This is a genomic window from Blastococcus colisei, assembly GCF_006717095.1.
GTDB classification, from domain to species: Bacteria; Actinomycetota; Actinomycetes; order Mycobacteriales; family Geodermatophilaceae; genus Blastococcus_B; species Blastococcus_B colisei.
In genome coordinates this window covers 3,371,221-3,393,265 of record NZ_VFQE01000001.1, presented here as the reverse complement: position 1 = coordinate 3,393,265, position 22,045 = coordinate 3,371,221, and the positions used below count along the sequence as shown (strand labels likewise).

Here is a 22,045-nt window from a genome sequence, read left to right as displayed (position 1 = left end):
GCGGCGCGGCCGGGCCGGCTCTCCCTGTGGCGTGACGGGAGCACGTCCGACAGCCTCGTGGGGCCGCCGGCCCGAGAGGAGACACCGCAGTGCACGAGTTCCCGAGCGATCCGCCGGATGCGGTGCCGCCGGGGGGAGGCCCACGGGGGAGCAGGCCGGTGGCCGGAGGGGTGCGGCCGGACGCCCCGGACGCGGAGATGAGCATGTGGGCGTACGCGCTGGCGGGCCCGGGACGGTTCCACCGGATCGACGTCCCGCGCCCCTCCTCCGGACGGCTGGGCGAGGCCGAGGTGCTGCTCCGCGTGGTCGCCGGTGGGATCTGCGGCAGCGACGGCCCCTTCTTCCTCGGCGCGCCCAACCGGTGGTCGGCACCTGGCTCGGCGGGAGCGGCCCCCGGGTTCCCCATGCACGAGGTGGTCGGGGAGGTCGTCGCCACCAGCGACCCGGACCTCGCTCCCGGGCAGATGGTCGTCGGCTGGGCCAGCTCCTTCGACGCCGTCGCCGAGTACGTGGTCACGGACTCGCGGGGCGTGTGGCCGTACACCGGGCGGCTGCCGCCCGAGGAGGAGGTCCTGGTCCAGCCCCTGGCGTGCGTGCTCTCCTCGGTCGAGCGGCTCGGCGACCTCACCGGCCGGAACTGCGCCGTGATCGGTCAGGGCGCCATCGGGCTGCTCTTCACCCACGTCCTGCGGTCGTGGGGCGCTCGCTCGGTCACGTCGGTGGACCGGGTCGACCGGTCGACGGCGGCCAGGCAGGTGGGGGCGGACCGGTTCGTGTGGGCGGCGAGCGGTGAGTGGTCGAGCGGCCTGGCCGAGGACGAGCGACCGGACGTCGTGGTCGAGGCCGTGGGGCACCAGACGTCCACGTTGCAGCACGCCCTCGACGCCGTGGCCGACGGCGGGCAGATCTTCTACTTCGGTGTTCCCGACGACCCGGTCTACCCGCTCGACATGGAAGCCATGATCCGCAAGAACCTCACCCTGATGTCGGGCGGTGCAATGGATCGGCGGCGGTTGCTCGCCGACGCCCACGACCACCTCGCCCGGCACCCCGACCTGGTCGACGTCCTCGTCACCCACCGGTTCCCGGTGGCCGAGGTGCAGCAGGCCTACGACCTCGCCTTCCGCTCGCCGGGGGAGCGGCTCAAGGTGGTCGTCTCGATGGGCTGAACGCGTCGCACCGGAGTGTGATGCCGGCGGGTGAGTGGGATCGACCTGCGACGGGGCGGCATGGTTGGCTCCGGCGACGGTGGGCGTTCCGCTTCGGGTCCGGGGCCGTCGAGTGTCACGATCGTCCTAGGTGACCCGCGCCACCACGAGCCGGTCCCGGAGGCGCCCAGGAAGGGGGACGACGTGGATGCCGATCGGCGAGCCGTCCCGGGCTCCGTCGCCATCAGCGACACCGCCATGACGGACACCGCCATCACCGACACCGCCATCACCGACACCGCATCCGAGGACGTCGTGGAGCACGCCCCGGACGGGCTGGCGGTCATCGACGCCGACGGTCGCTTCGTCGAGGCGAACCCCGCTGCCGTGCAGTTGTGCGGTCTGGCTCCCGGCGCCGTGGCAGGCGCCAGGTCCCCGTTCCCCGCGCCGGAGGAGCCGGGGACCACCTCGAGGTCCGGAGACCTCACGGTCGAGTGGACGGCGGCCCCGGGCACGAGGCGTGAGTTCGCCTACGTGCTCAACCAGGTGCCGGGCCGGCCCCGCTGGGTGGTCTCCTTCCGGGACGTGACCGTGAGCCGGCTGCAGCAGCGGCGGCTGGCCGCGATCGCGAAGGCGGCGTCGAGCGTGGCGTCGAAGCGGTCCCTCGTCGGGACGCTCGAGGCGCTCGCGCAGGAGGTGGCCCGCACCGACGCGCTGGCCGGCGTGCAGGTCCTGACGGTCAACTCGGCGGGCAACCGGCTGCACGTCATGGGGGCGTCCGGGTTCCGGTCCAGCGAGTTCTTCGACAAGCTCATGGAGTGTCGTGCCCGGGGCGCCCGGCTGATCATGCTCGAGGCGCTCGAGAAGCGTGAGCCCATGGTCGTGCCGAACCGGTACCAGCAGACCATGACCGACCCGGCGTGGGAGCCGTTGCGGGAGCTCATGCGGCAGCCGCGGTGGGACTGGTTCGCCAGCGTTCCCCTCCTCGCCAGGGGCGAACCGGTGGGCATCCTGAACGCCTTCTTCGCCCCAGGGCAGACGGTGGGGGAGACCGAACTGGAGTTCCTCCTGGCGATGGCCGAGCAGGCCGCGATGGCCGTCGACCATGCCGAGCTCCTGGAGCGCGAGCGGGATCTGGTCCGGCGTGAGGAGCGGCAGAAACTGGCTCGGGACCTGCACGACTCCGTCGTCCAGCAGGTCTTCTCGATGATGATGCAGGCGCGATCCCTGGGCGTGCTCGTGGGCCGCGGCCTCCAGCCGGCGCCCGAGAAGGTGGCCCAGGTCGCCGACGACCTGAGCAGCACCGCCGAGGACGTCCTCGCCGATCTGCGCGGCATGGTGGTCGAACTGCGGCCGGCGACCACGGCGGGGCGGGGGCTGGTCTCGGCCCTGCGCTCGCTGGTGGACACCACGGTCGCGAGAGCCGGGCTCCAGGTGGACCTGGACGTCGCCGACCCCGGGGCCGAGCTCGATGCGCTCGACGTCGACCTGGTCGAGGACGTCTACCGCATCGTCGCCGAGGCGGTGCACAACAGCGTCAAGCACGCGGGGGGCACCTCCGTCCGCGTCCGGCTCGCGGTCACGTCCCACGGCCGCCGGCGACGCCTGGTGGCCGACGTCACCGACGACGGTCGTGGAATCGGCGCCCGGGCCGACGCCGACCAGGAGGACCGGACCCCGTCGAGCGGGTTCGGCATGACCGTGATGCGCGAGCGGGCAGCTCGCTGGGGAGGGGTGGTGCGGGTGCACGAGGTCTCCGGTGGCGGCACGTGCGTGCGCCTGACCCTGCCGCTGGTCACCTCGTTGCCGGCGGATCCGATCCCGCCCGCGACGGGAGCGCCGTGAGCGCGCCCTCGCCCCAGATCACGGTGCTCGTGGTGGACGACCACGCGGTCGTGCGCCGCGGCGTGGTGGCCTACCTGGAGGCGCTCGAGGACGTCGTGGTGACGGGCGAGGCAGGGCACGGCGGCGAGGCGCTGGACAGCCTCGCGCGCTCGGCCGCGCACGGTGCGCTGCCCGACGTCGTCCTCATGGACCTGCAGATGCCGGGGATGGACGGCGTCGAGGCGACCGGGGAGATCGTGCGCCGGTTCCCGGACGTCAAGGTGGTGATCCTGACCAGCTTCGGGGAGATCGAGCGGGTGCACGCCGCCCTCGAGCAGGGCGCCTCCGGGTACCTGCTCAAGGACGCCAGTCCCGCGGAGGTCGAGGAGGCGCTGCGGGCAGCGGTGCGCGACGAGGTGTTCCTGGACGCTGCCGTCACCCGCCGCCTGACCCAGGAGATCCGGGCGCCCCGCACGGGGCTGGGGGTGCTCACCGCCCGGGAGCGGGACGTCCTCGTCCTGGTGGCCGAGGGGAAGTCGAACAAGGACATCGCCGCTCACCTGTTCATCAGCGAGCGGACGGCCCGGACCCACGTGAGCCACCTGCTCACCAAGATGGGTCTCAGCTCCCGGACGCAGGCGGCCCTGCTGGCCGTGAAGGAAGGGCTGGTCCGGCCGCGCTGATCGAGAGGGCGTCATTTGTCGCGGCCCCTGCGCGACAGTTCCGCCTCCCGACGTCGGTCAACGGGGCGATCCGCCCGCGGGGCCCTCCTCCTAGCGTCGACAACCGGACCGGGCAGTTCCCGCCGGTCGAACGCTTCCCGAGGGAGGTACGCCGTGAGCGTCGTCCCCGCGCCCGAACAGCCTGCGGCGCCGGTCCAGGTCGTCTGTGCCACCGCAGGGTTCACCCTTGTCGTCCCGCCGGAGACGTCCATCCTCGAGGCCGTGCGGGACGCCGGGCTCGAGGTCCCGCCCGCCTGCGCCGAGGGCCGGTGCGGAATCTGCGAGACGAGGGTCCTGGAGGGGCACCCGGACCACCGGGACGGCGTGCTCACCGCCGAGGAGCGGGCTCTCGGGGACACGATGATGATCTGCGTCTCCCGAGCCCGGACCGGACGGCTGGTCCTCGACCTGTGACCGCTGCCCGGTCGAGCGGCGCGGTACCCGGGACAGCACCCACGACGGATGACGTAGGCCATGCGTGCCCCAACGGCGGCCGCGGCGGTACATCGGGACGATCCTCGACGGAGCCGATCCCCTCTACCGTCCACGAGGAGCGCGGCCGTGGATACGACCGCCGCCGTACCCGACCCACCGAGGAGGGCGTACCCGTGACGTGCGCGGCGCCGAGGAGCACGCAGGCATGAGCACCTTCGTCCTGGTGCACGGGGCCTGGCACGGCGGCTGGTGCTGGGACCGCGTGGCCCCACGGCTGCGGGACGCCGGCCACGCCGTGCACGCTCCGACCCTGACCGGGCTGTCGGAGCGGGCGCATCTGCTCAGTCCGTTGGTCGGTCTGGAGACCCACGTCGAGGACGTGGTCCGGCTTCTCGACGTGCTGGGGCTCGACGACGTCGTCCTCGTGGGGCACAGCTACGCCGGGCAGATCGTGACCGCCGTCGCCGACCGCCGTCCGCAGGCGGTCGCGCAGCGCGTCTACCTCGACGCGTTCGTCGGATCCGACGGCGAGGCGGCTCGGGACCTGCTGCCGGAGACGGTGGAGCACCACTGGGCGGAGTCCGCCGCCGAGCAGGGGTTCGGCTGGCTCGTGGCGGTGCGCAAGCTGTCCGTCCTCGGGGTGACCGAGCAGGCCGACGTCGACTGGCTGATCCCGAAGCTCACCGCGCACCCGTGGAAGACCTACACCGACCGGTTGCGGCTGACCGGCGCCGTCGACGACGTCCCGGCGGCGTTCGTCGAGTGCACCGACTGGATGCGGGTGTTCGCCGCTCAGGCCGACCGCGCCCGCGCGAAGGGATGGCCCGTCCACGAGCTGCGGACCGGCCACGAGGCGATGGTGACCGCGCCGGAGGAGCTCGCCGCAGTGCTGCTCGAACTCGCCGGCCCACGGCCGGTCCGATCAGGAGAGGCAGGGGTCTGACGTGGAGTTCCTGGTGCGGGCGGAGAACCGGCTGCCCGCCGACACCCCGGCCGAGCGGCGCGAGGAGCTGCGCGGCGCCGAGCGCGTCCGCGCGACGGAGCTGCGCGCGGCGGGCGTGCTGAAGCGCCTGTGGCGGGTGCCCGGACGCAACGCGACGATCGGCCTGTACGAGGCCGACGATCCGGCGGCCCTGCACGACGCGCTCATGTCGCTGCCGATGTCGCCGTGGCTGGACGTCCACGTGGAGCCCCTGGCCACCCACCCACAGGAGCGCACGTGACCGCGCCGGGGCGCCGCTCGTCGTGCCCGGGAGCGGGAGCAGGGCCGAGGCGACGATGAATCCGGAGACCCCCGCCGGCCGCTTCGACCTGCCGGGAACACCGGTCTTCGACGGGCAGACCAGCCGGCGGGGCCTGCGCATGAACAAGATGTTCATGAGCCTGCGCACCGCGCAGAACCGGGAGCGGTTCCTCGCCGACCAGTCCGGCTACTGCGAGGAGTTCGGGCTGACGCCGGAGCAGCAGCGCGCGGTCCTCGACCGGGACTGGCAGGCGATGATCGACCTGGGCGGCAGCATCTTCTACGTCTACAAGCTGGCGATGATGGACGGCCTGTCGATGCAGTACCTCGGCGGCGTGTTCACCGGCATGACCGAGCAGGAGTTCCAGGCTGCGATGCGAGCAGGAGGACGGCGCGATGGCTGAGGTGATCTGGGGTCTGGCGACCTCCCACGTGCCCTCGATCGGCGCAGCCATGGACCGGGGGAAGACCGAGGACCCCACCTGGAAGGACCTCTTCGACGGCTACGCACCAGCGCGTGCGTGGCTGGCAGAGCACGAGCCCGACGTCGCCATCGTCATCTACAACGACCACGCGAACGGCATCGACCTGGACATCATCCCGACGTTCGGGATCGGTACGGCCGACCGCTACCAGGTCGCCGACGAGGGCTTCGGCCAGCGGCCGGTGCCGGACGTGATCGGCGACCCCGAGCTGTCGCTGCACCTCCTCGAGCACCTGGTGGACGAGGGCTTCGACCTCACCGTGTTCCAGGAGCTCGAGGTGGACCACGGGTTGACCGTGCCGCTGTCGGTGTGGACGCCGGACCCCGGAGACGCCTGGCCCTGCCCGGTCGTGCCGATCCTGGTCAACGTCATCCAGTACCCGCAGCCGACCGCCGCCCGCTGCTACGCCCTGGGCCAGGCGCTGGGGCGGGCGATCGCCGGCTACCCCAAGGACGCCACGGTCGGCATCCTCGGCACCGGGGGCATGTCCCACCAGCTGGCCGGCGCCCGCGCCGGCTACATCAACCCCGAGTTCGACACCATGTGGATGGAAACCATCCAGACCGATCCCGCCCGGCTGGCGGCGCTCAGCCGCGAGGAGCTCATCCGGCAGGCGGGCTCCGAGGGCATCGAGCTGATCATGTGGCTGATCATGCGCGGCGCGATGAACGACCAGGTGGCGAAGATCCACTCGCACTACTTCGTGCCGGCGTCCAACACCGCGGCCGGCGTGGCGCTCTTCGACAACCGGGTGTCCCAGCCGGCCTGACGTACCGGTCCGGCCGATCAGGAGGAGGAGCGATGACGCGACCCGCCGAGGCTCAGCACGGTGTCCTGGTGCTGTCCTGCCAGGACGCCCCCGGCATCGTGCACGCGGTGTCCGGCCTGCTCGTGCAGGAGCGGTGCACCATCCTGGAGAGCCATCAGTTCGACAGCCCGGTGAGCGACATGTTCTACATGCGCGTCGAATTCGCGCACGTCGACGGGACGCCGCTGGACTTCCCGCGGCTCTGCCAGGCCTTCGAGGACACCGCCCAGCGCTTCGGGATGAACTGGCGGATCGCGGACGCCTCGGAGCGGCAGCGCGTGCTGATCATGGTCAGCCAGTACGCGCACTGCCTCAACGACCTGCTCTTCCGCAACTCGATCGACGAGCTGAACCTCGACGTCGTCGCGGTCGTGTCCAACCACCCCGACCTGCAGCACATCGCCGACTTCTACGGCGTCCCCTTCCGGCACATCCCGGTGACCCGCGAGACGAAGCCCGAGGCCGAGGCCGCACTCCTCGACATCGTGCGGGAGGAGCGGGTGCAGCTGGTGGTCCTCGCCCGGTACATGCAGATCCTGTCCGACGGGCTGTGCCGGGAGCTGGAAGGCCGGGCGATCAACATCCACCACTCGATGCTGCCGAGCTTCAAGGGCGCCCGGCCCTACCACCAGGCGCACGCCCGCGGCGTGAAGTTCATCGGCGCCACCGCGCACTACGTCACCGCGGACCTGGACGAGGGGCCGATCATCGAGCAGGAGATGCTGCGGGTCGACCACTCGCTCAGTCCCGAGCAGCTGGCCGCCCGGGGGCGTGAGGCCGAGACCCGGGCCCTCTCGCACGCCGTCCGCTGGCACACCGAGAACCGCGTCGTCATCCACGGGAACCGGACCGTCGTCTTCGAGTGAGTACGGCTGGATGAGTGGCTCCAGCTGCTCGCGAACGGCACTGACGTCGGGCTGGTGCTGCGTCTGAGATACGCCCTGAAGGCGGCCTTCGGGACAGTCAGCCCACGCGGTAGGGGCGCTCCTCATCCCCTCCGAACCGCCGCCGCTCCTCGTAGTAGCGGAAGGCGAACACGAGCGTCGCTATCACCATGAAGACAACGATCCACCAGTTGTTGCCCGTCAGGATGGACACGATGAGCAGCGCGAGGGTGGCAAGGCCCGCGCTGACGGCCATGACTGCAAGCGTGTCTTTGACCTGCGGATTGGCCATGACTGGGAACGGTAGTCGGAGTCTGCCCCGCAGGTGTCCCTAAGTGGGCCGCTATGGGACAGTCGGGCCGTCGCCGGCAGTACGCCGTAATAGACAGGAGCGCGTAGCCGGGCAAGCCAACGGGGGTAAACGAGGCCCTCGAGAACCGACCTTGTGGCGATGGTCCGTCTACTCCGTGTACCGGCGTCGATCAAATGTGCTGGCGCGTCCGCGACCAAGCGCTCGGGCAGACCATGACGAGCCAGAGTCGCCGTACGCGTCCTGACATGACTCTGGCCGGGCGACGAGAAGCGTCGCCCGGCCACAGTTCCGAACAGGTCAGGCCTTGGCGGCGCTGCGCCACCCCTCGTGGTAGCTCTCCCGTGCGGTCTCCGCGTAGGGAGCAGGGCTCACCACGGCGCGCAGTGCGAACGGCTCGTGCGGCTCGACGGTGGTCTTCTTGGTGCCGCCGTCCGGCTCGCCCCACAGCACGCGCACCTCGGCGCCGAGCGGCACGTCGGGGTTGATCGTCGCCAGGGACAGGCCCTTGCGCTCGTTGGCGCTGTAGCCGGTGAAGAGGGAGAGGCCCACGACGCTGTCGTCGGCGTCCAGGACGGCGTCGAAGTTCGACGACCCGTAGTTCGCGTTCGGCAGGTCGAAGAACTGGTAGCCCGGAGCCGGGTCCACCAGCGATCCCAGGACCTTCCCGAGGTCCTCGTCGTTCCACGCCAGCGTCACCTTGCGGCGCTGGGTGGCCGGGTCGACGGCCTCCAGGGCGTCGCGGCCGATGAAGTCGTGGTCGAACTTGACGAACGAGCCGTACCCGAGCTCCCAGGGGTTGAGGTAGTAGTCCTCGATGTTGCCGGACACGAAGCTGCCGGCCAGCGCGTTGGTCGCCTCGTAACCGTTCGCGGGAAGCGACTCGCGGTAGGGACGCAGCTCGTCGGCCGTGTAGATCGCCGGCAGCGGCGAGGGGATCCACCCCGACTCGAGGGTGTTGGACGAGTAGGCGCGCGAGCCGCACGGCTCCAGCCCGAACTCCTGGCCTACCTCGAGGATCGTGTCCCGGACCTTCTCGTAGGACTCGTAGGGGCCCCAGATCTCCAGGCCCGGGGCGCCGGCCATGCCGTGCCGCAGCGTGCGCACCGGCTCGCCGCCGATGTTCATCTCGGCCATGCGGAAGAACTTCAGCTGCTCGAGGTCACCGCCGTGGAGCTTCTCGATGACCTGCCAGGCGTTGGGGCCCTGGATCTGGAAGCGCCAGACGTCGCGCGAGACCGCCTTGCCGTACGGACGCGAGGGGGAGCGCGGGTCCTGACGGATCTCCAGGTTGTAGCCGTTCGAGCCCTTGTACTCCAGCCAGTTCGCCACGGGCGCACGGCCGACGAAGACGTACTCCTCCTCGTCGAGGTGGAAGAGGATCCCGTCTCCGATGACCCCGCCCTCCGGGCCGACCGGGACGAACTGCTTGGCCATGTTGACCGGGAAGTTGGCCACGCTGTTGATGCCCGTGTCGGAGATCAGCTTCAGCGCGTCAGGTCCGGAGATGAACGTGTTGAACATGTGGTGCGACTGGTCGAAGAGCACGGCCGTCTCGCGCCAGGCCTTCTGCTCGCGCCGCCAGTTGGTGAACTCCGAGGGGACGACCGGGTAGATGTAGGCGCCGAGCTGGGAGTTGCGCAGCAGCTGGACGGTGTCGCCGTTCTCGTCGAGCAGCTCCTGCAGGTTGTTCGCGGTCATGTGCATCCGTCCTCGTGTGATCTCTCCTGAACGCCGCCTTCGTTGGAGACGGCTCGTGGCCAGGTAGCGGCCGGCTTGTGTGTGTCGTGGGCAGACGTCAGTCCGGCCCGTCGGCGTCCTCCACCGCACGCTCCGTCGCGAACGAGTGGGCGATCATCCACGAGGCGAACGTCGTGATCCGGGCGTCGACGACCAGTGGTCGCTGCCGAGCGCCGTCGACCCAGTCCCGCACTCCCTTGAGGTCCTCCAGGGTCCGCACGGTCACCGCCTCGCAGCCGTAACCCCGCGCGATCGCGGCGATGTCGGTCTCGGGGAACTCGACGATGTCGAGGGGATGGCCCTCGGGGCCGAAGTGGTGGACCTCCGCGCCGTAGGCGTGGTCGTTGTAGACGACGACCACCAGGGGCAGCCCCAGTCGCACGGCGGTGTCCAGCTCGACGTGGCTCATCATGAAGCCGCCGTCACCGACTCCAGCGACGGCGACCCGTCCCGGTGAGGCGAGTCCCGCGCCGATGGCCGTGGACAGCCCGAGGCCGATGGACTGGAACGCCAGCGTGAGGCAGAAGCCGCGCTCGTCGGGGACGTCGAGGAACATGGCCGGGTAGCCGTTGAAGTTGCCGCCGTCGGGGGCGACGACGCGCTCCCGGGGCAGGATGTCGTCGAGCGCGATCGTGAGCGTGCGAGGGTCGATCAGCTCGTCGGTGCCGGTGTCCTGGTACGGGACGTCCCGCCAGCGCCGTCCGGCCTCGATCCGGTCCAGCAGCTCCGGCGTCCGCCAGGACGGGGCCGTCCTCGGCCGGGACCGGAGGTGCTCGGCCGTCGCCTCCGCGGTCGCCCGCACGTCGCCCACGATGCCGAGGTCGACGGGCACGTGCGTGCCGATCGCCGTGGGGTCCTCGTCCACCTGCACGACCGTCGCGCCGGCGGCGAGCAGCTCGCCGGCCCGCAGGGTCCACACGTTGAGCGATGCACCCCAGGCGACGACCAGGTCGGCCGAGGCGATCAGCTCGGCCGGGAGCGGAGGGGAGAAGCCACCGGAGACGTCGATCGACCAGTCGAGGCCCGCGAACAGGCCGCGGGACACCGCGGATGTCGCGAGCAGGGCGCCGCTGAGGTCGCCGAGCTCGGCGAGCGCGTCGCGCGCACCGGAGAGCCGAGCGCCGCGCCCGGCGACGAGGACGGGGCGTTCCGCGGAGCGGAGCAATTCGGCCAGCTGCTCGACCGACCGCGGGCCGGGACGTGTCGTCTCGAGCACGGGGGGCGGCAGGGGTGGGAGGGCGTCCGCCGGCACCTGTGCCTCCTGCACGTCCAGCGGCAGGTTGAGGACGACGGTGCGGCGGTCGACGGCCGCGCGCCGGAACGCGCGCACGGCCTCGTGCACCGCGGTGCGGGCCGTGGTGATCGTCACGGACTCGATGCCGAGCCCGCGCAGCACGGCCGGCTGGTCGATGTCGAAGTTGGAGAGCACGTTCCAGCCCGGGGTGTCCCCGGCCAGCACGAGCAACGGCGTGCGGCTCTTCGCGGCCTCCGTGAGTCCGGTGAGGGCGTTGGTGAGGCCGCACCCCTGGTGGACGGTCACGGCGGCGACGCGCTGCGTGGTGCGCGCGTAGGCGTCGGCCATGATGGCGGCGCCGGCCTCGTGGCGGGTGGCCACGAACCGGGCACCGGAGCCGACGAGGGCGTTGGTCACGTGGAAGTTGCCGCTGCCGACCACGCCGAAGACCTGGTCCACACCCAGGCGGGCCAGTTCGCGGCCGATCGCTTCCGCTACTCGCACGATGTCTCCTCTAGACGGGTGGGGTGGTGCGTGGCCGGACCGCCGCGCCCGGGGTCGCCCTCGGGCGCGGCGGGACCGATCAGTCGCCGCAGACGAGCTCCTCGGCGGAGGGGGCCTCCTCGACGATGTCGTACGCCTCGAGGAAGCCCATCTGCTCCTCGATGGCGTCCATCTTCATCTCGGTCTGGAACACCGGCAGGCGCATCCGCTGAGCGACGTCCTCGGGGATCTGGGTGTAGGTCGGGATGATCTCCCGGATGGCGTCCGGGTTCTCCTGGGCGTACTCCAGCGACTTGATCATCGCCGCCTCGAACCGCTCGGCGATCTCCGGGTTCTCCTGCAGGAACTGCTGGCTGGTCGCATACATCCCGTTGGGATACTCGGGGGCGATGTAGGACTGCGGTGCGAAGGCGACCTTGCCGCCCTGGTCCAGCACGGTGGTGACGAACGGCTCGGACGTGTAGCCGGCGTCGATCCGGCCGGCCGCCACCGCCGCGGGCACCTCCGGGAACGGCACCTCGATCAGCTCGACGGTGCTCCAGTCGACGCCTGCCTTGTCGAGCGCCGCCTTGAGCATCACCTCGGCGACCCCGCCCAGGCCGTTGACGCTGACGGTCGCGCCGGCCAGGTCCTCGGGCCCGTCGATGGGGCTGTCGCCGGCGGCGACCAGCACCTGCCAGTCGTCCTCGGGAGAAGTTCCCGTGGCATCGTTCGCGACGAGCGCACAGACCGGCACCCCCTGGGCGGCGGCGATGCCGGCGGAGATGTAACCGACGAAGCCGAAGTCGTAGTCGCCGCCGACCATGCCGGTGATGATCTCGTTACCGGTCTGGGTGACCGTCTGCTCGAGTTCCAGGCCCTCCTCCTCGAAGAAGCCCTCCTGCACGCCGAGGTTCATGGCCGCGGCGTTGGCGATGGGCAGGGTGCCGATCTGGATCGTCTCCATCTCGGCCGCGTCGCCGCCACCCCCTCCGCCGGTGTCGGCGTCGTCGCCGCCGCATCCGGTGGCCGCGAGCGCGACCACGGCCAGGCCGGCGACCGTGGAGGTCGTGCGGCGGGTGAACGAACGGTGGCTCATCAGCTCTCCTTCTCCGAGGTGGTGCATCAGGTCTGTCTCCGGGCGGCGCCCTGGTGGGGCCGCCCGACGGGTCTAGGCGGGGACGTCGGCTGCCTCGGGGCGCTTGATGGAGCGCCACACGTAGGCCCGGAGCTGCGCGAACTCGGCGAGCTCCTTGGTCTCCACCTGGTCGCGAGGCCGGGGCAGCGGGACGTCGACGATCTCCTGGACCCGGGTGGGGGAGGGCGTCAGGACGACGACCCGGTCGCTGAGGTACACCGACTCGTCGATGTCGTGGGTGACGAACACGACCGTGACGCCGTACCGGCCCCGCAGCTCCAGCACGAGGTCCTCGAGGTCGGCGCGGGTCTGCGCGTCGACGGAGGCGAAGGGCTCGTCCATGAGCAGGATCTCGGGCTGGTAGGCCAGCGCCCGTGCGATCGCCACCCGCTGCTGCATGCCGCCCGACAGCTGCCAGGGGTACTTCTTCCCCGCCCCGGCCAGACCCACCGACTGCAGCGTGTCCCGGATGAGCTCGGCGGTCTCGGCCTTGCCGAGCTTGCGGTGCTTGAGCGGGAAGGCGACGTTCTCCTCGACGGTCATCCAGGGGTACAGCGACCGCGAGTAGTCCTGGAAGACCAGTGCCATCTTCTCCGGCGGGCCGGTCACCTGATCGCCGTCGAGGTAGACCGTGCCGGACGTGGGCTTCAGCAGCCCCCCGATCATCTTGAGCAGCGTGGTCTTGCCGGCTCCCGACGGCCCGACGATGCAGACGAGCTCCTGTTCCTTGACCTCGAAGGTCAGGTCGGCGCACGCCTCGAAGGCACGCTTGGTGCCCTCCTGATAGACCTTCCGAAGGTTCTCGACGCGCAACATCTCTGGGATACCTCCGCGGGTCAGCCGGCACCGGCGCGGGCACCGCGGTGCCACCGCAGCACTCGGCGCTCGACGAGCAGGAACAGGGCGTTGAGGACATAGCCGAGGATGGCCAGCAGGAAGATGCCCGACCACATCGCGGTGATGGCGTACGTGCGCTGGGACTGCAGGACGAAATAGCCGATCCCGTTGGTGCTGGCGACCATCTCCGAGACGACCATCATGATCACGGCCAAGGAGAGGGCGATCCGGGCGCCGGCGAAGATCTGGGGCGACGCGGAGGGGAGCACGACCCGGAAAAGCCGCTCCCGCCACGGGATCTGGAAGCTGCGGGCCGTCTCGCGCAGCGCCGGGTCGACCCCGGCGACGCCGTCGATCGTGTTGAGCAGCACCGGCCAGAGGCAGACGAAGCCGATCAGCGCGATCTTCATCTCCGAGCCGACACCCAGGACCAGGATGCCGGCGGGGATGAGCACCGGCGGTGGGATCGCGCGCAGGAACTGGACGACGGGGTCGACCATCCGGCCCAGCGTCCGGGACGAGCCCAGAGCCACCCCGATGACCACGGCGGCGACCACGGCGACCGTGTAGCCGACGAACAGGCGGGTCATGCTGGGGACGACGTCGCTGCCGAACCGCGCGAACAACCAGTTGTCGGCGAACGCGCCGAAGATGTCGAGCAGCGGCGGGAAGTAGAACGAGGTGCTGTTCGCCGACGTCAGCGCCCACACCACCAGCAGGGCGATGGGAACGGCGATCTCGAGGCCGACGCCGAGCACCCGCGCCGGCCGACTGGTCTCTCTCATCGGTTGCGCTCCCGCTGTGACGGGTGCCAGTGCAGCAGACGCCGCTCGGCGAGGGACAGGACGATGTTCAGCAGCCACCCGATGAGGCCGGTCGCGATGATCAGCGCGTACATCTGGTCGACCGCCGCGCTCTGCCGCGCGATGTTGATCTCCTGGCCGAGCCCCGGAGCGCCGAGGACCAGTTCGGCGGTGACCGCCAGGATCAGCGCCACCGCGGAGGAGATGCGCACCCCGGTGGCGATGTAGGGCAGGGCGCTGGGCAGCACCACCCGCCACAGTCGCTCAGGGGTCTTGATGCCGAAGGAACGGGCGGTCTCGATGCTGGTGGGGTCGACGTCGCGGACGCCGTAGAGGGTCTGCAGCAGGATCGGCCAGGTCGCCGCGAAGGCGGCCAGGAACCACTTGCTCTCCAGCCCGGCCCCGAAGACGAGGACGGCGAGCGGGATCAGCGCCACGGACGGGATCGGACGGAGGAACTCCACGATCGTCCGCGTCGACATGAACAGCAGGAACACCGAGCCGATCAGGATGCCGAGCGGCAGCGCGATGACCAGTGCCGTTCCGAGTCCGAGGGCCCAGCCCTGCATCGTCTGGACCGTCGGCTCCCAGATCGAGCCGTCAGCGATCCGCCCGAACAGGGCGCCGAACATCTCCGACGCCGGCGGGAGGAACCGCCGGTCGACGAGGCCGATGCGAGGGAGCACCTCGAAGACGGCGATCGCCAGGACGACGCCGAGCAGGGGCAGCCCCCAGGCGCTCAGGCGGTCGCGAGGCGGGGGCGAGGCGTCGGGACGGCGGTCCACCGCCGTTCCCGGGGCCGCGGCGTCCGCGGCCGCTTGGTCGGCGGACGCCGGGCGGAGGCGGTCATCCTGCCCACCCGCGGTCGCGTCGCCCGGTGGCGACGTCGCGCGGGAGTCCGCGTGCCGGCTCGGCCTCGTCACGTGCCTCCCCTTCGGGGCCTCGGTGGATCGGACAGCTCGCGCTGCTCCGTGCTGGACCGGAGCGTCGGACGCCGCTCGTGCGACCGACGTCCGGACCGGTCCGGACGCGCGCGGGACAGTGGCGTCCGCCACTCCCCACGAGAACCGTAGGGGTCTCCTGTGGCCTCCGACACAGCGAGATGGTGGCACCTGTTCAGCCGATCCGGCACGAGGCGTCGAGCCGGATGACTCGCCCCTCGCGTCATTTGACGTAGGCCGCCGGCGCACTGCGCCGGATCGGTCCGGTGCCCGTGATCCGGCCGTTACCGTGGCCGCGGGCCGCCGGGGACGGCGTCGTGCTCGGCGCGTCCGATCCGGATCGACACGCATGGGCACGTGGCCCGGCGCGGGAGGGCGGTGCAGTGGGGCCTCGTACGACGGCTCGGGACCGGCACGGGCCCCCGGGTGCCGGAGTCGGGCCCGGGCGGGACACCACCTCGTGGGGGGCCGTGCTGAGCCTGATGGCCGCCGGCGTCGTCGGGGCCGCGCAGATCGGCAAGGGGTCCGCCGCCCTGCCGGTCCTGCAGGACGAGTTCCTGCTCAGCTCCTCCGGCGCCGCCTGGTTCCTCTCCGTGGTGAGCGCGATCGGTGCGGTCGCCGGCGCTCTCCTCGGCTGGCTCGGCCAGGCGCTCGGCTTCCGGCGGCAGGTCCTCCTGGGGCTGCTCGCCATCGTGCTGGCCAACCTCGGTGGTGCCGCCGCCACCTCCGCCGGGTGGCTCCTCACCGCCCGGGTCGGCGAGGGGTTCGGCTTCGTGCTGGTCGTCCTGGCCGCGCCGGGCCTGTTGCCGGAGGTCGCCGCCCCCGAGCACCGCCGGCTGGTCATCGGGGCGTGGGGCATCTACATGCCTCTCGGCGCCGGGCTGGCCACGCTGCTCGTGCCCCTGGCGATCACGGTGCTGAACTGGCGCAGCGCCTGGCTCCTCGACGCCGGGGTCACGGCCGCCGTCCTGCTGGCGGTGGCCCGTTGGGTCCCGTCCGGCCCGGCCCGCAGGCCGCAGGGGATGGGCGGGCTCCTGGGGGCGTTCCGGTCGCCGGGGGTGCTCTGCCTGGCCGTCGTCTTCGGCCTCTACGCCGGCCAGTACCTAGCGGTGGTCGGCCTGCTGCCCACGATGCTGGTCGACGGCGGGCTCTCGCTGCGGGCCGCCGGACTGGTCACCGGCATCGTCTTCCTGGCCAACGTCCCCGCGAACCTGCTCGGCGCGTTCCTGCTGCACCGCGGGGTGAGCCGGTGGCTGCTGATCGTCGCGGGCAGCGGCTGGATCGCCGCAACGGTGTGGGCGGTGCACGCCCCGGACCTGCCGCTGTCGGTGCGCATCGGCTCGGTCGTGGCCTACTCGCTCGTCGTCGGCATCGTGCCGTCCGCCTTGTTCAGCGGCGTGGTCGCGATGTCGGCCGGTACCGCCTCGGCCGGCGCGGCGGTCGGCCTCCTCATGCAGGGGTCGAGCGTGGGGCAGCTCCTCGGGCCCCCACTGGTCGTGGCGGTGGGTTCCGGCGTCTCCTCGTGGACCGGTCGCCCGGCGGCGCTGGCCTGTCTGGCCGCCGGTGTCCTCGCCGGCGGGCTGCTGTACCGGCGTCTGGACAAGCCGCTCGCACCCCGGCCCGGCGGGCATGACCGGAGCTCCGACGGCCGCTACTCGGACTGTTGACAATCCTGCTGACACGCTCCTAGCGTCGCCATCGGCCGGACCGATGAGCAGAGGGGGCCTGGTGGGCGCAGCGGAACGCCACGCCGCCGAACAGGCGCTCCGCGCGGCCATCTCCCGGGGCGATCTGCTGCCGGGGTACCGCCTGGTCGAGGCCGACCTCACCGAGCTGGTCGGCGTGAACCGCAGCAGCGTGCGTGCGGCCATCGACGCGCTGATCGCCGAAGGTCTGGTCGAGCGGATCCCGCACCGGGGGGCGCGGGTCCGGGTCGTGTCCACCGAGGAGGCGGTCGCGATCACGGAGTGCCGGATGCCGCTGGAGGGCCTCCTGGCCCGCAAGGCCGCCGAGCGCGTCACCGATGCCGAGATCGCCCGCCTGCGCACCCATCTGCACGCGATGGTGGACCGGGTCGACTCCGGCGACCTGCTCAAGTACTCGGACCTGATCCAGCAGCTGCACGGCATGGTCCACGACGCCGCGCGCCATCCCATCGCCGCGGGGCTCGTCGGGCGGCTGCAGGCCCAGCTGGTGCGCCACCAGTTCCGGCTCTCGCTGCGGCCCGGGCGGCCCCGGGTGAGCCTGGCGGAGCTGACCGCCCTGGTGGACGCCGTCACCGACCGCGACCCCGACCGGGCCGAGGCGGCCGCCGTCGCCCACGTCCGCAGCATCATCGACGCGCTGACCGACCCCGCCCAGCAGACCGGAGATCCCGCATGAAAACCGTCGTCGTCACCGATCCGCCGCGCGCCGACGCGGGGGACGCCGAGCAGCTCGGCGGGTTCGGCGTCGCCACCGTGCACGAGGCGCTGGGCCGGGTCGGCTACCTGGGCCCGGACTTCCGGCCCGCCTGGGCAGGGGCCCGGATCGGCGGGACCGCCGTCACGGTGCTGTGCTGGCCGGGCGACAACCTGATGATCCACGTGGCCGTGGAGCAGTGCCGGCCCGGTGACGTGCTCGTCGTCGCGACCAACTCGCCGTCCACCGACGGGCTGCTGGGCGAGCTGTTCGCCACCGCGCTGGCGCAGCGCGGGGTGCGTGGGGTGGTCCTCGGCTGCGGGGTGCGCGACGTCGCGGAGCTGCGGGAGATGGGCTTCCCGGCCTGGTCCCGGGCGGTGAGCGCGCAGGGGACGGTCAAGGCGACGGCCGGGGCGGTGAACGTGCCGATCGTGCTCGGCGGTCAGACGATCCGCCCCGGGGACGTCGTGGTCGCCGACGACGACGGCGTGATGGTGGTGCCGCGGTCGGACGTGCCGCGGGCGCTGACCGCCTCGCAGGCGCGGATCGACAAGGAGGCCGCCAGCCGCGCCGCCTTCGAGCAGGGCGAGCTCGGCCTCGACCGCTACGGCCTGCGCGACCGGCTCGGCGACTTCGGCATCGAGTACGTCCCCTACTCGACGTACGCGGAGGAGGGAACGTGACGTACGACGACACGGGTGTCCGCTGCACGATGCTGCGGGCCGGCACCTCCCGCGGCCTGTACGTCGAGGCGCACGACCTGCCCGCCGACCCGGCCGAGCGCGACGACCTGCTGCTGCGCCTCATGGGCACGCCGGACCCGCGGCAGATCGACGGGCTCGGCGGTGCGACGACGCTGACCAGCAAGGTGGCGGTCGTCTCGCCGTCCGACGAGCCCGAGGTCGACGTCGACTACCTGTTCCTGCAGCTGGGGGTCGACGAGGCGACGGTCAGCGACCGGCAGAACTGCGGCAACATCCTCGCGGGAGTGGGGCCGTTCGCCGTCGAGCGCGGGCTGGTGCCGGCCGGCGGTGAGGAGACCGCCGTGCGGATCCGCATGGTCAACTCCGGCAGCGTCGCCGTCGCGACCTTCTCGACCCCGGAGGGCCGGGTGGAGTACCGCGGCGACGTGGCGATCGCGGGCGTGTCCGGAACCGCCGCCCCGGTGGTCCTCGCGTTCACCGACACCGAGGGCTCGGCGACCGGCAGCCTCCTGCCGACCGGGCACGTGCGCGACACGGTCGAGGGCGTCGAGGCGACCTGCGTCGACAACGGCATGCCGGTCGTCCTCGCGCTGGCCGAGTCGTTCGGGCTGACCGGCTACGAGTCGCACGAGGAGCTCGCCGCCGACACCGCGCTGCTGCAGCGCATCGACGCGTTCCGGCGCAAGGCGGCGCAGCTGATGGGCATGGGCGACGTGTCGTCGGCCTCCGTGCCGAAGACCGCGCTGCTCGCGCCCGCCCGGGACGGCGGCCAGGTGTGCACGCGGTCGTTCATCCCGGTGCAGCCGCACACGTCGATCGGCGTGCTGGGCGCCGTCAGCGTGGTCACCGGGATGCTGCTGCCCGATGCGGTCGGCCACGAGCTCACCGTCGGCTGGCCGGCCGGCACCTCGCGCGTGGACGTCGAGCACCCGACGGGGCACCTGCTCGTCGACGTCGCGGTCGACAGCTCGACGACCCCGCCGCGCGTCGTCCGGTCCGGCGTCGTCCGCACCGCCCGCAAGCTCTTCGACGGCACCGCGTACCCGCGCGCCTGAACCCTGCCCGTCCCGTGTACCCCTGAGTCCCAGGAGAGCCCGTGCCGCCGCTGCACGACATCGCGCACCTCGCCCACGTCGAGCTGCTGACCCACAAGCCCGAGGAGAGCCTGGACTTCTTCGTCCGGTACCTGGGGATGACGGAGAACGGGTCGGCCGGCGACTCGGTGTTCCTGCGCGCCTGGGACGACTACGAGAACACGACCGTCAAGCTCACCGCCGCCGCACGGCCCGGCGTGGGGCGGACCAACTTCCGGGCCGGCACGCCGGAGGCGCTGCAGCGCCGGGTGGCCGCCATCGAGGCGACCGGGCTCGGTAAGGGCTGGCAGGACGGCGACCCCGGCTACGGACCGGTGTACGTCTTCACCGACCCCGACGGCCACGAGATGGGCGTCTACTACGAGACGGAGTGGTACCGGCCGGAGGGTGACCTGAAGCCCGCGCTGAAGAACCAGGCACAGGCCTACCCCGGGCGCGGGGTGAGCGTGCGGCGGATCGACCACATCAACTACCTCGGCGTGAACCCGGTGGAGAACCGCGACTTCTTCGTCGACGCCCTCGGGGCGATGATCACCGAGCAGATCGTGCTGGACGACGGGACGGTCGCCGGCACCTGGACCACGTTCACCAACAAGGGCTACGACGTGGTGTGGACCAAGGACAGGACCGGCACCTCCGGCCGGCTGCACCACCTGTCGTTCGCCGTCGACAGCCGGGACGACATCATCCGGGCCGCCGACCTCGCGCTCGAGCACGGCGTGCACATCGAGACCGGGCCGCACAAGCACACCATCCAGCAGAGCTTCTTCCTCTACGTCTGGGAACCGGCGGGCAACCGGATCGAGCTGGACAACCCCGCCGCGCGGCTGGTCCTCGCCCCCGACTGGCAGCCCATCGACTGGTCCGAGGCCGAGCGCGCCAAGGGCCAGGCCTGGGGGCTGAAGACCATCGACACGTTCCACACCCACGGCACCCCGCCGGTCGAGGTCCAGGAGTGACCGCCGCGTTCGCCGTCCTGGGGCTCGGTGAGGCCGGCTCGGAGATCGCCCGCGACCTGGTGGCAGCCGGGGCCGACGTCCGCGGGTACGACCCCAAGGGCATCACCGTGGACGGCGTGCAGCCGCGCGGCTCCGAGGCCGAGGCGGTCGCCGACGCCGACGTCGTGATCAGCGTCAACAGCTCCCACGACGCGATGACGGCGCTGGAGAACGCCCTGCCCGAACTGCGCGCCGGCACCCTGTGGGCCGACCTCAACACGGCCAGCCCGGGACTGAAGGTGACCCTGGGCGAGCGGGCGGCGGCGCGTGACGTCCCCGTCATCGACGTCGCGCTGATGTCGCCGGTGCCCGGGAAGGGCCTGCGCACGCCGATGCTCGTCTCGGGCGAGGGGGCCGACCGGTTCCGCGACCTGCTCGCCGGCCTGGGTGCCGACGTGGTGGTCCAGGAAGGGCCGGTCGGGACGGCGATCTCCCGCAAACTGCTGCGCAGCGTCTTCTACAAGGGGCTCGCCGCCGCGGTGGTGGAGGCACTGCGCGGCGCCGAGGCAGCCGGGTGCGCCGACTGGCTGCGGGGAAACATCGCGGCGGAGATGGCCGGCTTCGACGAGCGGAGCCTCGACCGCGTCGTCAACGGCACGCACGCCCATGCCCGGCGGCGGGCGGACGAGATGGCCGCCGCCACCGAGCAGCTACGGGAGCTGGGGGTTCCGGCCCGCATCGCCCCGGCCGCCCGCGACCTGCTCGTGGAGCTGCGCGACGCCGTGCCGGTCGACCGGCCAGGGGCCGCCGGGGAGACGGAGCAGCCATGATCATCGACTGTCACGGGCACTACACCACCGCTCCGGCGGCGCACACCGCGTGGCGCGAGCAGCAGGTCGCCGCCTGGACAGCGGGGACGACGCCACCGGCCTACCCGGCCATCAGCGACGACGAGATCCGCGAGACCATCGAGACCAGCCAGCTGAGGCTGATGGACGAGCGCGGCATCGACGTCACCCTCTTCTCGCCGCGTGCCTCGGCGATGGCGCACCACGTCGGAGACGCCGCCGTCAGCCTGGAGTGGGCCCGGCGGTGCAACGACCTGGTCCACCGGGTCACCACGCTCTTCCCCGACCGGTTCGTCGGGGTCAGCCAGCTGCCGCAGTCCCCGGGCGCGGACGTCGGGGCGTCGATCGAGGAGCTCCGGCGCTGCGTGGAGGAGCTGGGCTTCGTCGGGTGCAATCTCAATCCCGATCCCAGCGGAGGTCACTGGACGTCGCCGCCGCTGACCGACCGGAGCTGGTACGCCTTCTACGAGGCGATGATCGAGCTGGACGTGCCCGCGATGGTCCACGTCTCCGCCTCGGCGACCCCGGTGTTCCACGCGACGGGCGCCTACTACATCAACGCCGACACGACCGCGTTCATGCAGCTGGTCCAGGGCACGCTGTTCGCGGACCTGCCCGAGCTGCGCCTGGTCATCCCGCACGGCGGGGGAGCGGTGCCCTACCACTGGGGCCGCTACCGGGGACTGGCCGACATGCTCGGCCAGCCCCCGGTGGAGTCCAACGTCATGGGCAACGTCTTCTTCGACACCTGCGTCTACCACCAGGCGGGCATCGACCTGCTGCTCGACGTGATCGACAGCCGGAACGTCCTCTTCGGCTCCGAGATGGTGGGTGCCGTCCGCGGGATCGACCCGCGCACCGGCCACCACTTCGACGACACCCGCCGGTACGTCGAGGCTGCATTCGACAACGGGGCGCTCGACGAGGAGGCGCGTGCCGCCGTCTTCGAGGGCAACGTCCGGCGGGTCTACCCGCGACTGGACGCCCTGCTGGGTGCCGGGGCCTGAGCATGGTTCCGCGCGGTCG

Annotated in this window: 23 protein-coding genes; 16 read left to right on the top strand and 7 right to left on the bottom strand. The window is 71.8% G+C overall.

Translation table 11 applies throughout. The features are described from left to right. Positions 1–158 precede the first annotated feature (158 nt). The 9 genes from FHU33_RS16165 (at position 159) to purU (ending at position 7,531) form a co-directional block, all read left to right on the top strand. A complete protein-coding gene (locus FHU33_RS16165; RefSeq protein ID WP_211355155.1) occupies positions 159–1,169 on the top strand; it encodes a zinc-binding dehydrogenase in 1,011 nt (336 codons plus the stop codon). Positions 1,170–1,352: 183 nt separating this feature from the next. Next, positions 1,353–2,993 (top strand): GAF domain-containing sensor histidine kinase, encoded by a 1,641-nt coding sequence (locus tag FHU33_RS16160; protein WP_246063715.1) that lies wholly within the window; start codon positions 1,353–1,355, stop codon positions 2,991–2,993. Then, on the top strand, positions 2,990–3,655 hold the full coding sequence (locus FHU33_RS16155) for a response regulator (protein WP_211355154.1): 666 nt from the start codon (positions 2,990–2,992) through the stop codon (positions 3,653–3,655). The genes FHU33_RS16160 and FHU33_RS16155 overlap by 4 nt, the downstream gene beginning before the upstream one ends. A gap of 153 nt (positions 3,656–3,808) precedes the next feature. Then, entirely contained in the window at positions 3,809–4,108 is a 300-nt protein-coding gene (locus FHU33_RS16150; RefSeq protein WP_246063713.1) for a 2Fe-2S iron-sulfur cluster-binding protein, read from the top strand. 226 nt (positions 4,109–4,334) lie between these two features. After that, the gene (locus tag FHU33_RS16145) at positions 4,335–5,072 is read left to right on the top strand and encodes an alpha/beta fold hydrolase (protein WP_142026249.1); all 738 of its coding nucleotides are present in this window, start codon (positions 4,335–4,337) and stop codon (positions 5,070–5,072) included. Position 5,073: 1 nt separating this feature from the next. Then, complete coding sequence (locus tag FHU33_RS16140) at positions 5,074–5,352, top strand: muconolactone Delta-isomerase family protein (RefSeq protein ID WP_142026248.1); 279 nt, start codon at positions 5,074–5,076, stop codon at positions 5,350–5,352. 55 nt (positions 5,353–5,407) lie between these two features. Continuing rightward, entirely contained in the window at positions 5,408–5,776 is a 369-nt protein-coding gene (ligA, locus tag FHU33_RS16135; protein ID WP_142026247.1) for a protocatechuate 4,5-dioxygenase subunit alpha, read from the top strand. Then, positions 5,769–6,626: a class III extradiol dioxygenase subunit beta gene (locus FHU33_RS16130; RefSeq protein ID WP_142026246.1), complete on the top strand. Its 858-nt coding sequence runs from the start codon at positions 5,769–5,771 to the stop codon at positions 6,624–6,626. Before ligA ends, FHU33_RS16130 begins: the two co-directional genes overlap by 8 nt. A gap of 32 nt (positions 6,627–6,658) precedes the next feature. Further along, positions 6,659–7,531, top strand: a complete 873-nt coding sequence (purU, locus tag FHU33_RS16125; RefSeq protein ID WP_142026245.1) for a formyltetrahydrofolate deformylase — start codon at positions 6,659–6,661, stop codon at positions 7,529–7,531. A gap of 97 nt (positions 7,532–7,628) precedes the next feature. Here the strand turns inward: purU and FHU33_RS16120 are convergent, their stop codons facing one another. The 7 genes from FHU33_RS16120 to FHU33_RS16090 form a co-directional block, all read right to left on the bottom strand. Then, entirely contained in the window at positions 7,629–7,841 is a 213-nt protein-coding gene (locus FHU33_RS16120; protein ID WP_142026244.1) for a hypothetical protein, read from the bottom strand. A 318-nt stretch (positions 7,842–8,159) separates the two neighbouring features. Then, entirely contained in the window at positions 8,160–9,560 is a 1,401-nt protein-coding gene (gene ligM, locus FHU33_RS16115) for a vanillate/3-O-methylgallate O-demethylase (protein ID WP_142026243.1), read from the bottom strand. 97 nt (positions 9,561–9,657) lie between these two features. Continuing rightward, a complete protein-coding gene (locus FHU33_RS16110; RefSeq protein ID WP_142026242.1) occupies positions 9,658–11,337 on the bottom strand; it encodes a thiamine pyrophosphate-binding protein in 1,680 nt (559 codons plus the stop codon). A gap of 79 nt (positions 11,338–11,416) precedes the next feature. Then, complete coding sequence (locus FHU33_RS16105; RefSeq protein WP_170182482.1) at positions 11,417–12,415, bottom strand: ABC transporter substrate-binding protein; 999 nt, start codon at positions 12,413–12,415, stop codon at positions 11,417–11,419. A gap of 72 nt (positions 12,416–12,487) precedes the next feature. Then, a complete protein-coding gene (locus FHU33_RS16100) occupies positions 12,488–13,270 on the bottom strand; it encodes an ABC transporter ATP-binding protein (RefSeq protein ID WP_142026240.1) in 783 nt (260 codons plus the stop codon). A 20-nt stretch (positions 13,271–13,290) separates the two neighbouring features. Next, a complete protein-coding gene (locus FHU33_RS16095; protein ID WP_142026239.1) occupies positions 13,291–14,076 on the bottom strand; it encodes an ABC transporter permease in 786 nt (261 codons plus the stop codon). Then, the gene (locus FHU33_RS16090) at positions 14,073–15,017 is read right to left on the bottom strand and encodes an ABC transporter permease (protein WP_211355152.1); all 945 of its coding nucleotides are present in this window, start codon (positions 15,015–15,017) and stop codon (positions 14,073–14,075) included. The genes FHU33_RS16095 and FHU33_RS16090 overlap by 4 nt, the downstream gene beginning before the upstream one ends. 488 nt (positions 15,018–15,505) lie before the next feature. Between FHU33_RS16090 and FHU33_RS16085 the strand changes: the two genes are divergently transcribed. The 7 genes from FHU33_RS16085 to FHU33_RS16055 are packed head-to-tail and all read left to right on the top strand — an operon-like array spanning position 15,506 to position 22,026. Beyond that, positions 15,506–16,702, top strand: a complete 1,197-nt coding sequence (locus FHU33_RS16085; protein WP_142026237.1) for an MFS transporter — start codon at positions 15,506–15,508, stop codon at positions 16,700–16,702. A gap of 43 nt (positions 16,703–16,745) precedes the next feature. Then, positions 16,746–17,417 (top strand): GntR family transcriptional regulator, encoded by a 672-nt coding sequence (locus tag FHU33_RS16080; protein WP_142026236.1) that lies wholly within the window; start codon positions 16,746–16,748, stop codon positions 17,415–17,417. After that, a complete protein-coding gene (locus tag FHU33_RS16075; RefSeq protein WP_142026235.1) occupies positions 17,414–18,118 on the top strand; it encodes a 4-carboxy-4-hydroxy-2-oxoadipate aldolase/oxaloacetate decarboxylase in 705 nt (234 codons plus the stop codon). The genes FHU33_RS16080 and FHU33_RS16075 overlap by 4 nt, the downstream gene beginning before the upstream one ends. After that, the gene (locus FHU33_RS16070; RefSeq protein ID WP_142026234.1) at positions 18,115–19,194 is read left to right on the top strand and encodes a 4-oxalomesaconate tautomerase; all 1,080 of its coding nucleotides are present in this window, start codon (positions 18,115–18,117) and stop codon (positions 19,192–19,194) included. Before FHU33_RS16075 ends, FHU33_RS16070 begins: the two co-directional genes overlap by 4 nt. 41 nt (positions 19,195–19,235) lie before the next feature. Beyond that, positions 19,236–20,192, top strand: a complete 957-nt coding sequence (locus FHU33_RS16065; protein WP_142026233.1) for a VOC family protein — start codon at positions 19,236–19,238, stop codon at positions 20,190–20,192. Further along, on the top strand, positions 20,189–21,001 hold the full coding sequence (locus FHU33_RS16060; RefSeq protein WP_142026232.1) for a DUF1932 domain-containing protein: 813 nt from the start codon (positions 20,189–20,191) through the stop codon (positions 20,999–21,001). The genes FHU33_RS16065 and FHU33_RS16060 overlap by 4 nt, the downstream gene beginning before the upstream one ends. Beyond that, complete coding sequence (locus FHU33_RS16055; protein WP_142026231.1) at positions 20,998–22,026, top strand: amidohydrolase family protein; 1,029 nt, start codon at positions 20,998–21,000, stop codon at positions 22,024–22,026. Before FHU33_RS16060 ends, FHU33_RS16055 begins: the two co-directional genes overlap by 4 nt. Positions 22,027–22,045: the final 19 nt, after the last annotated feature.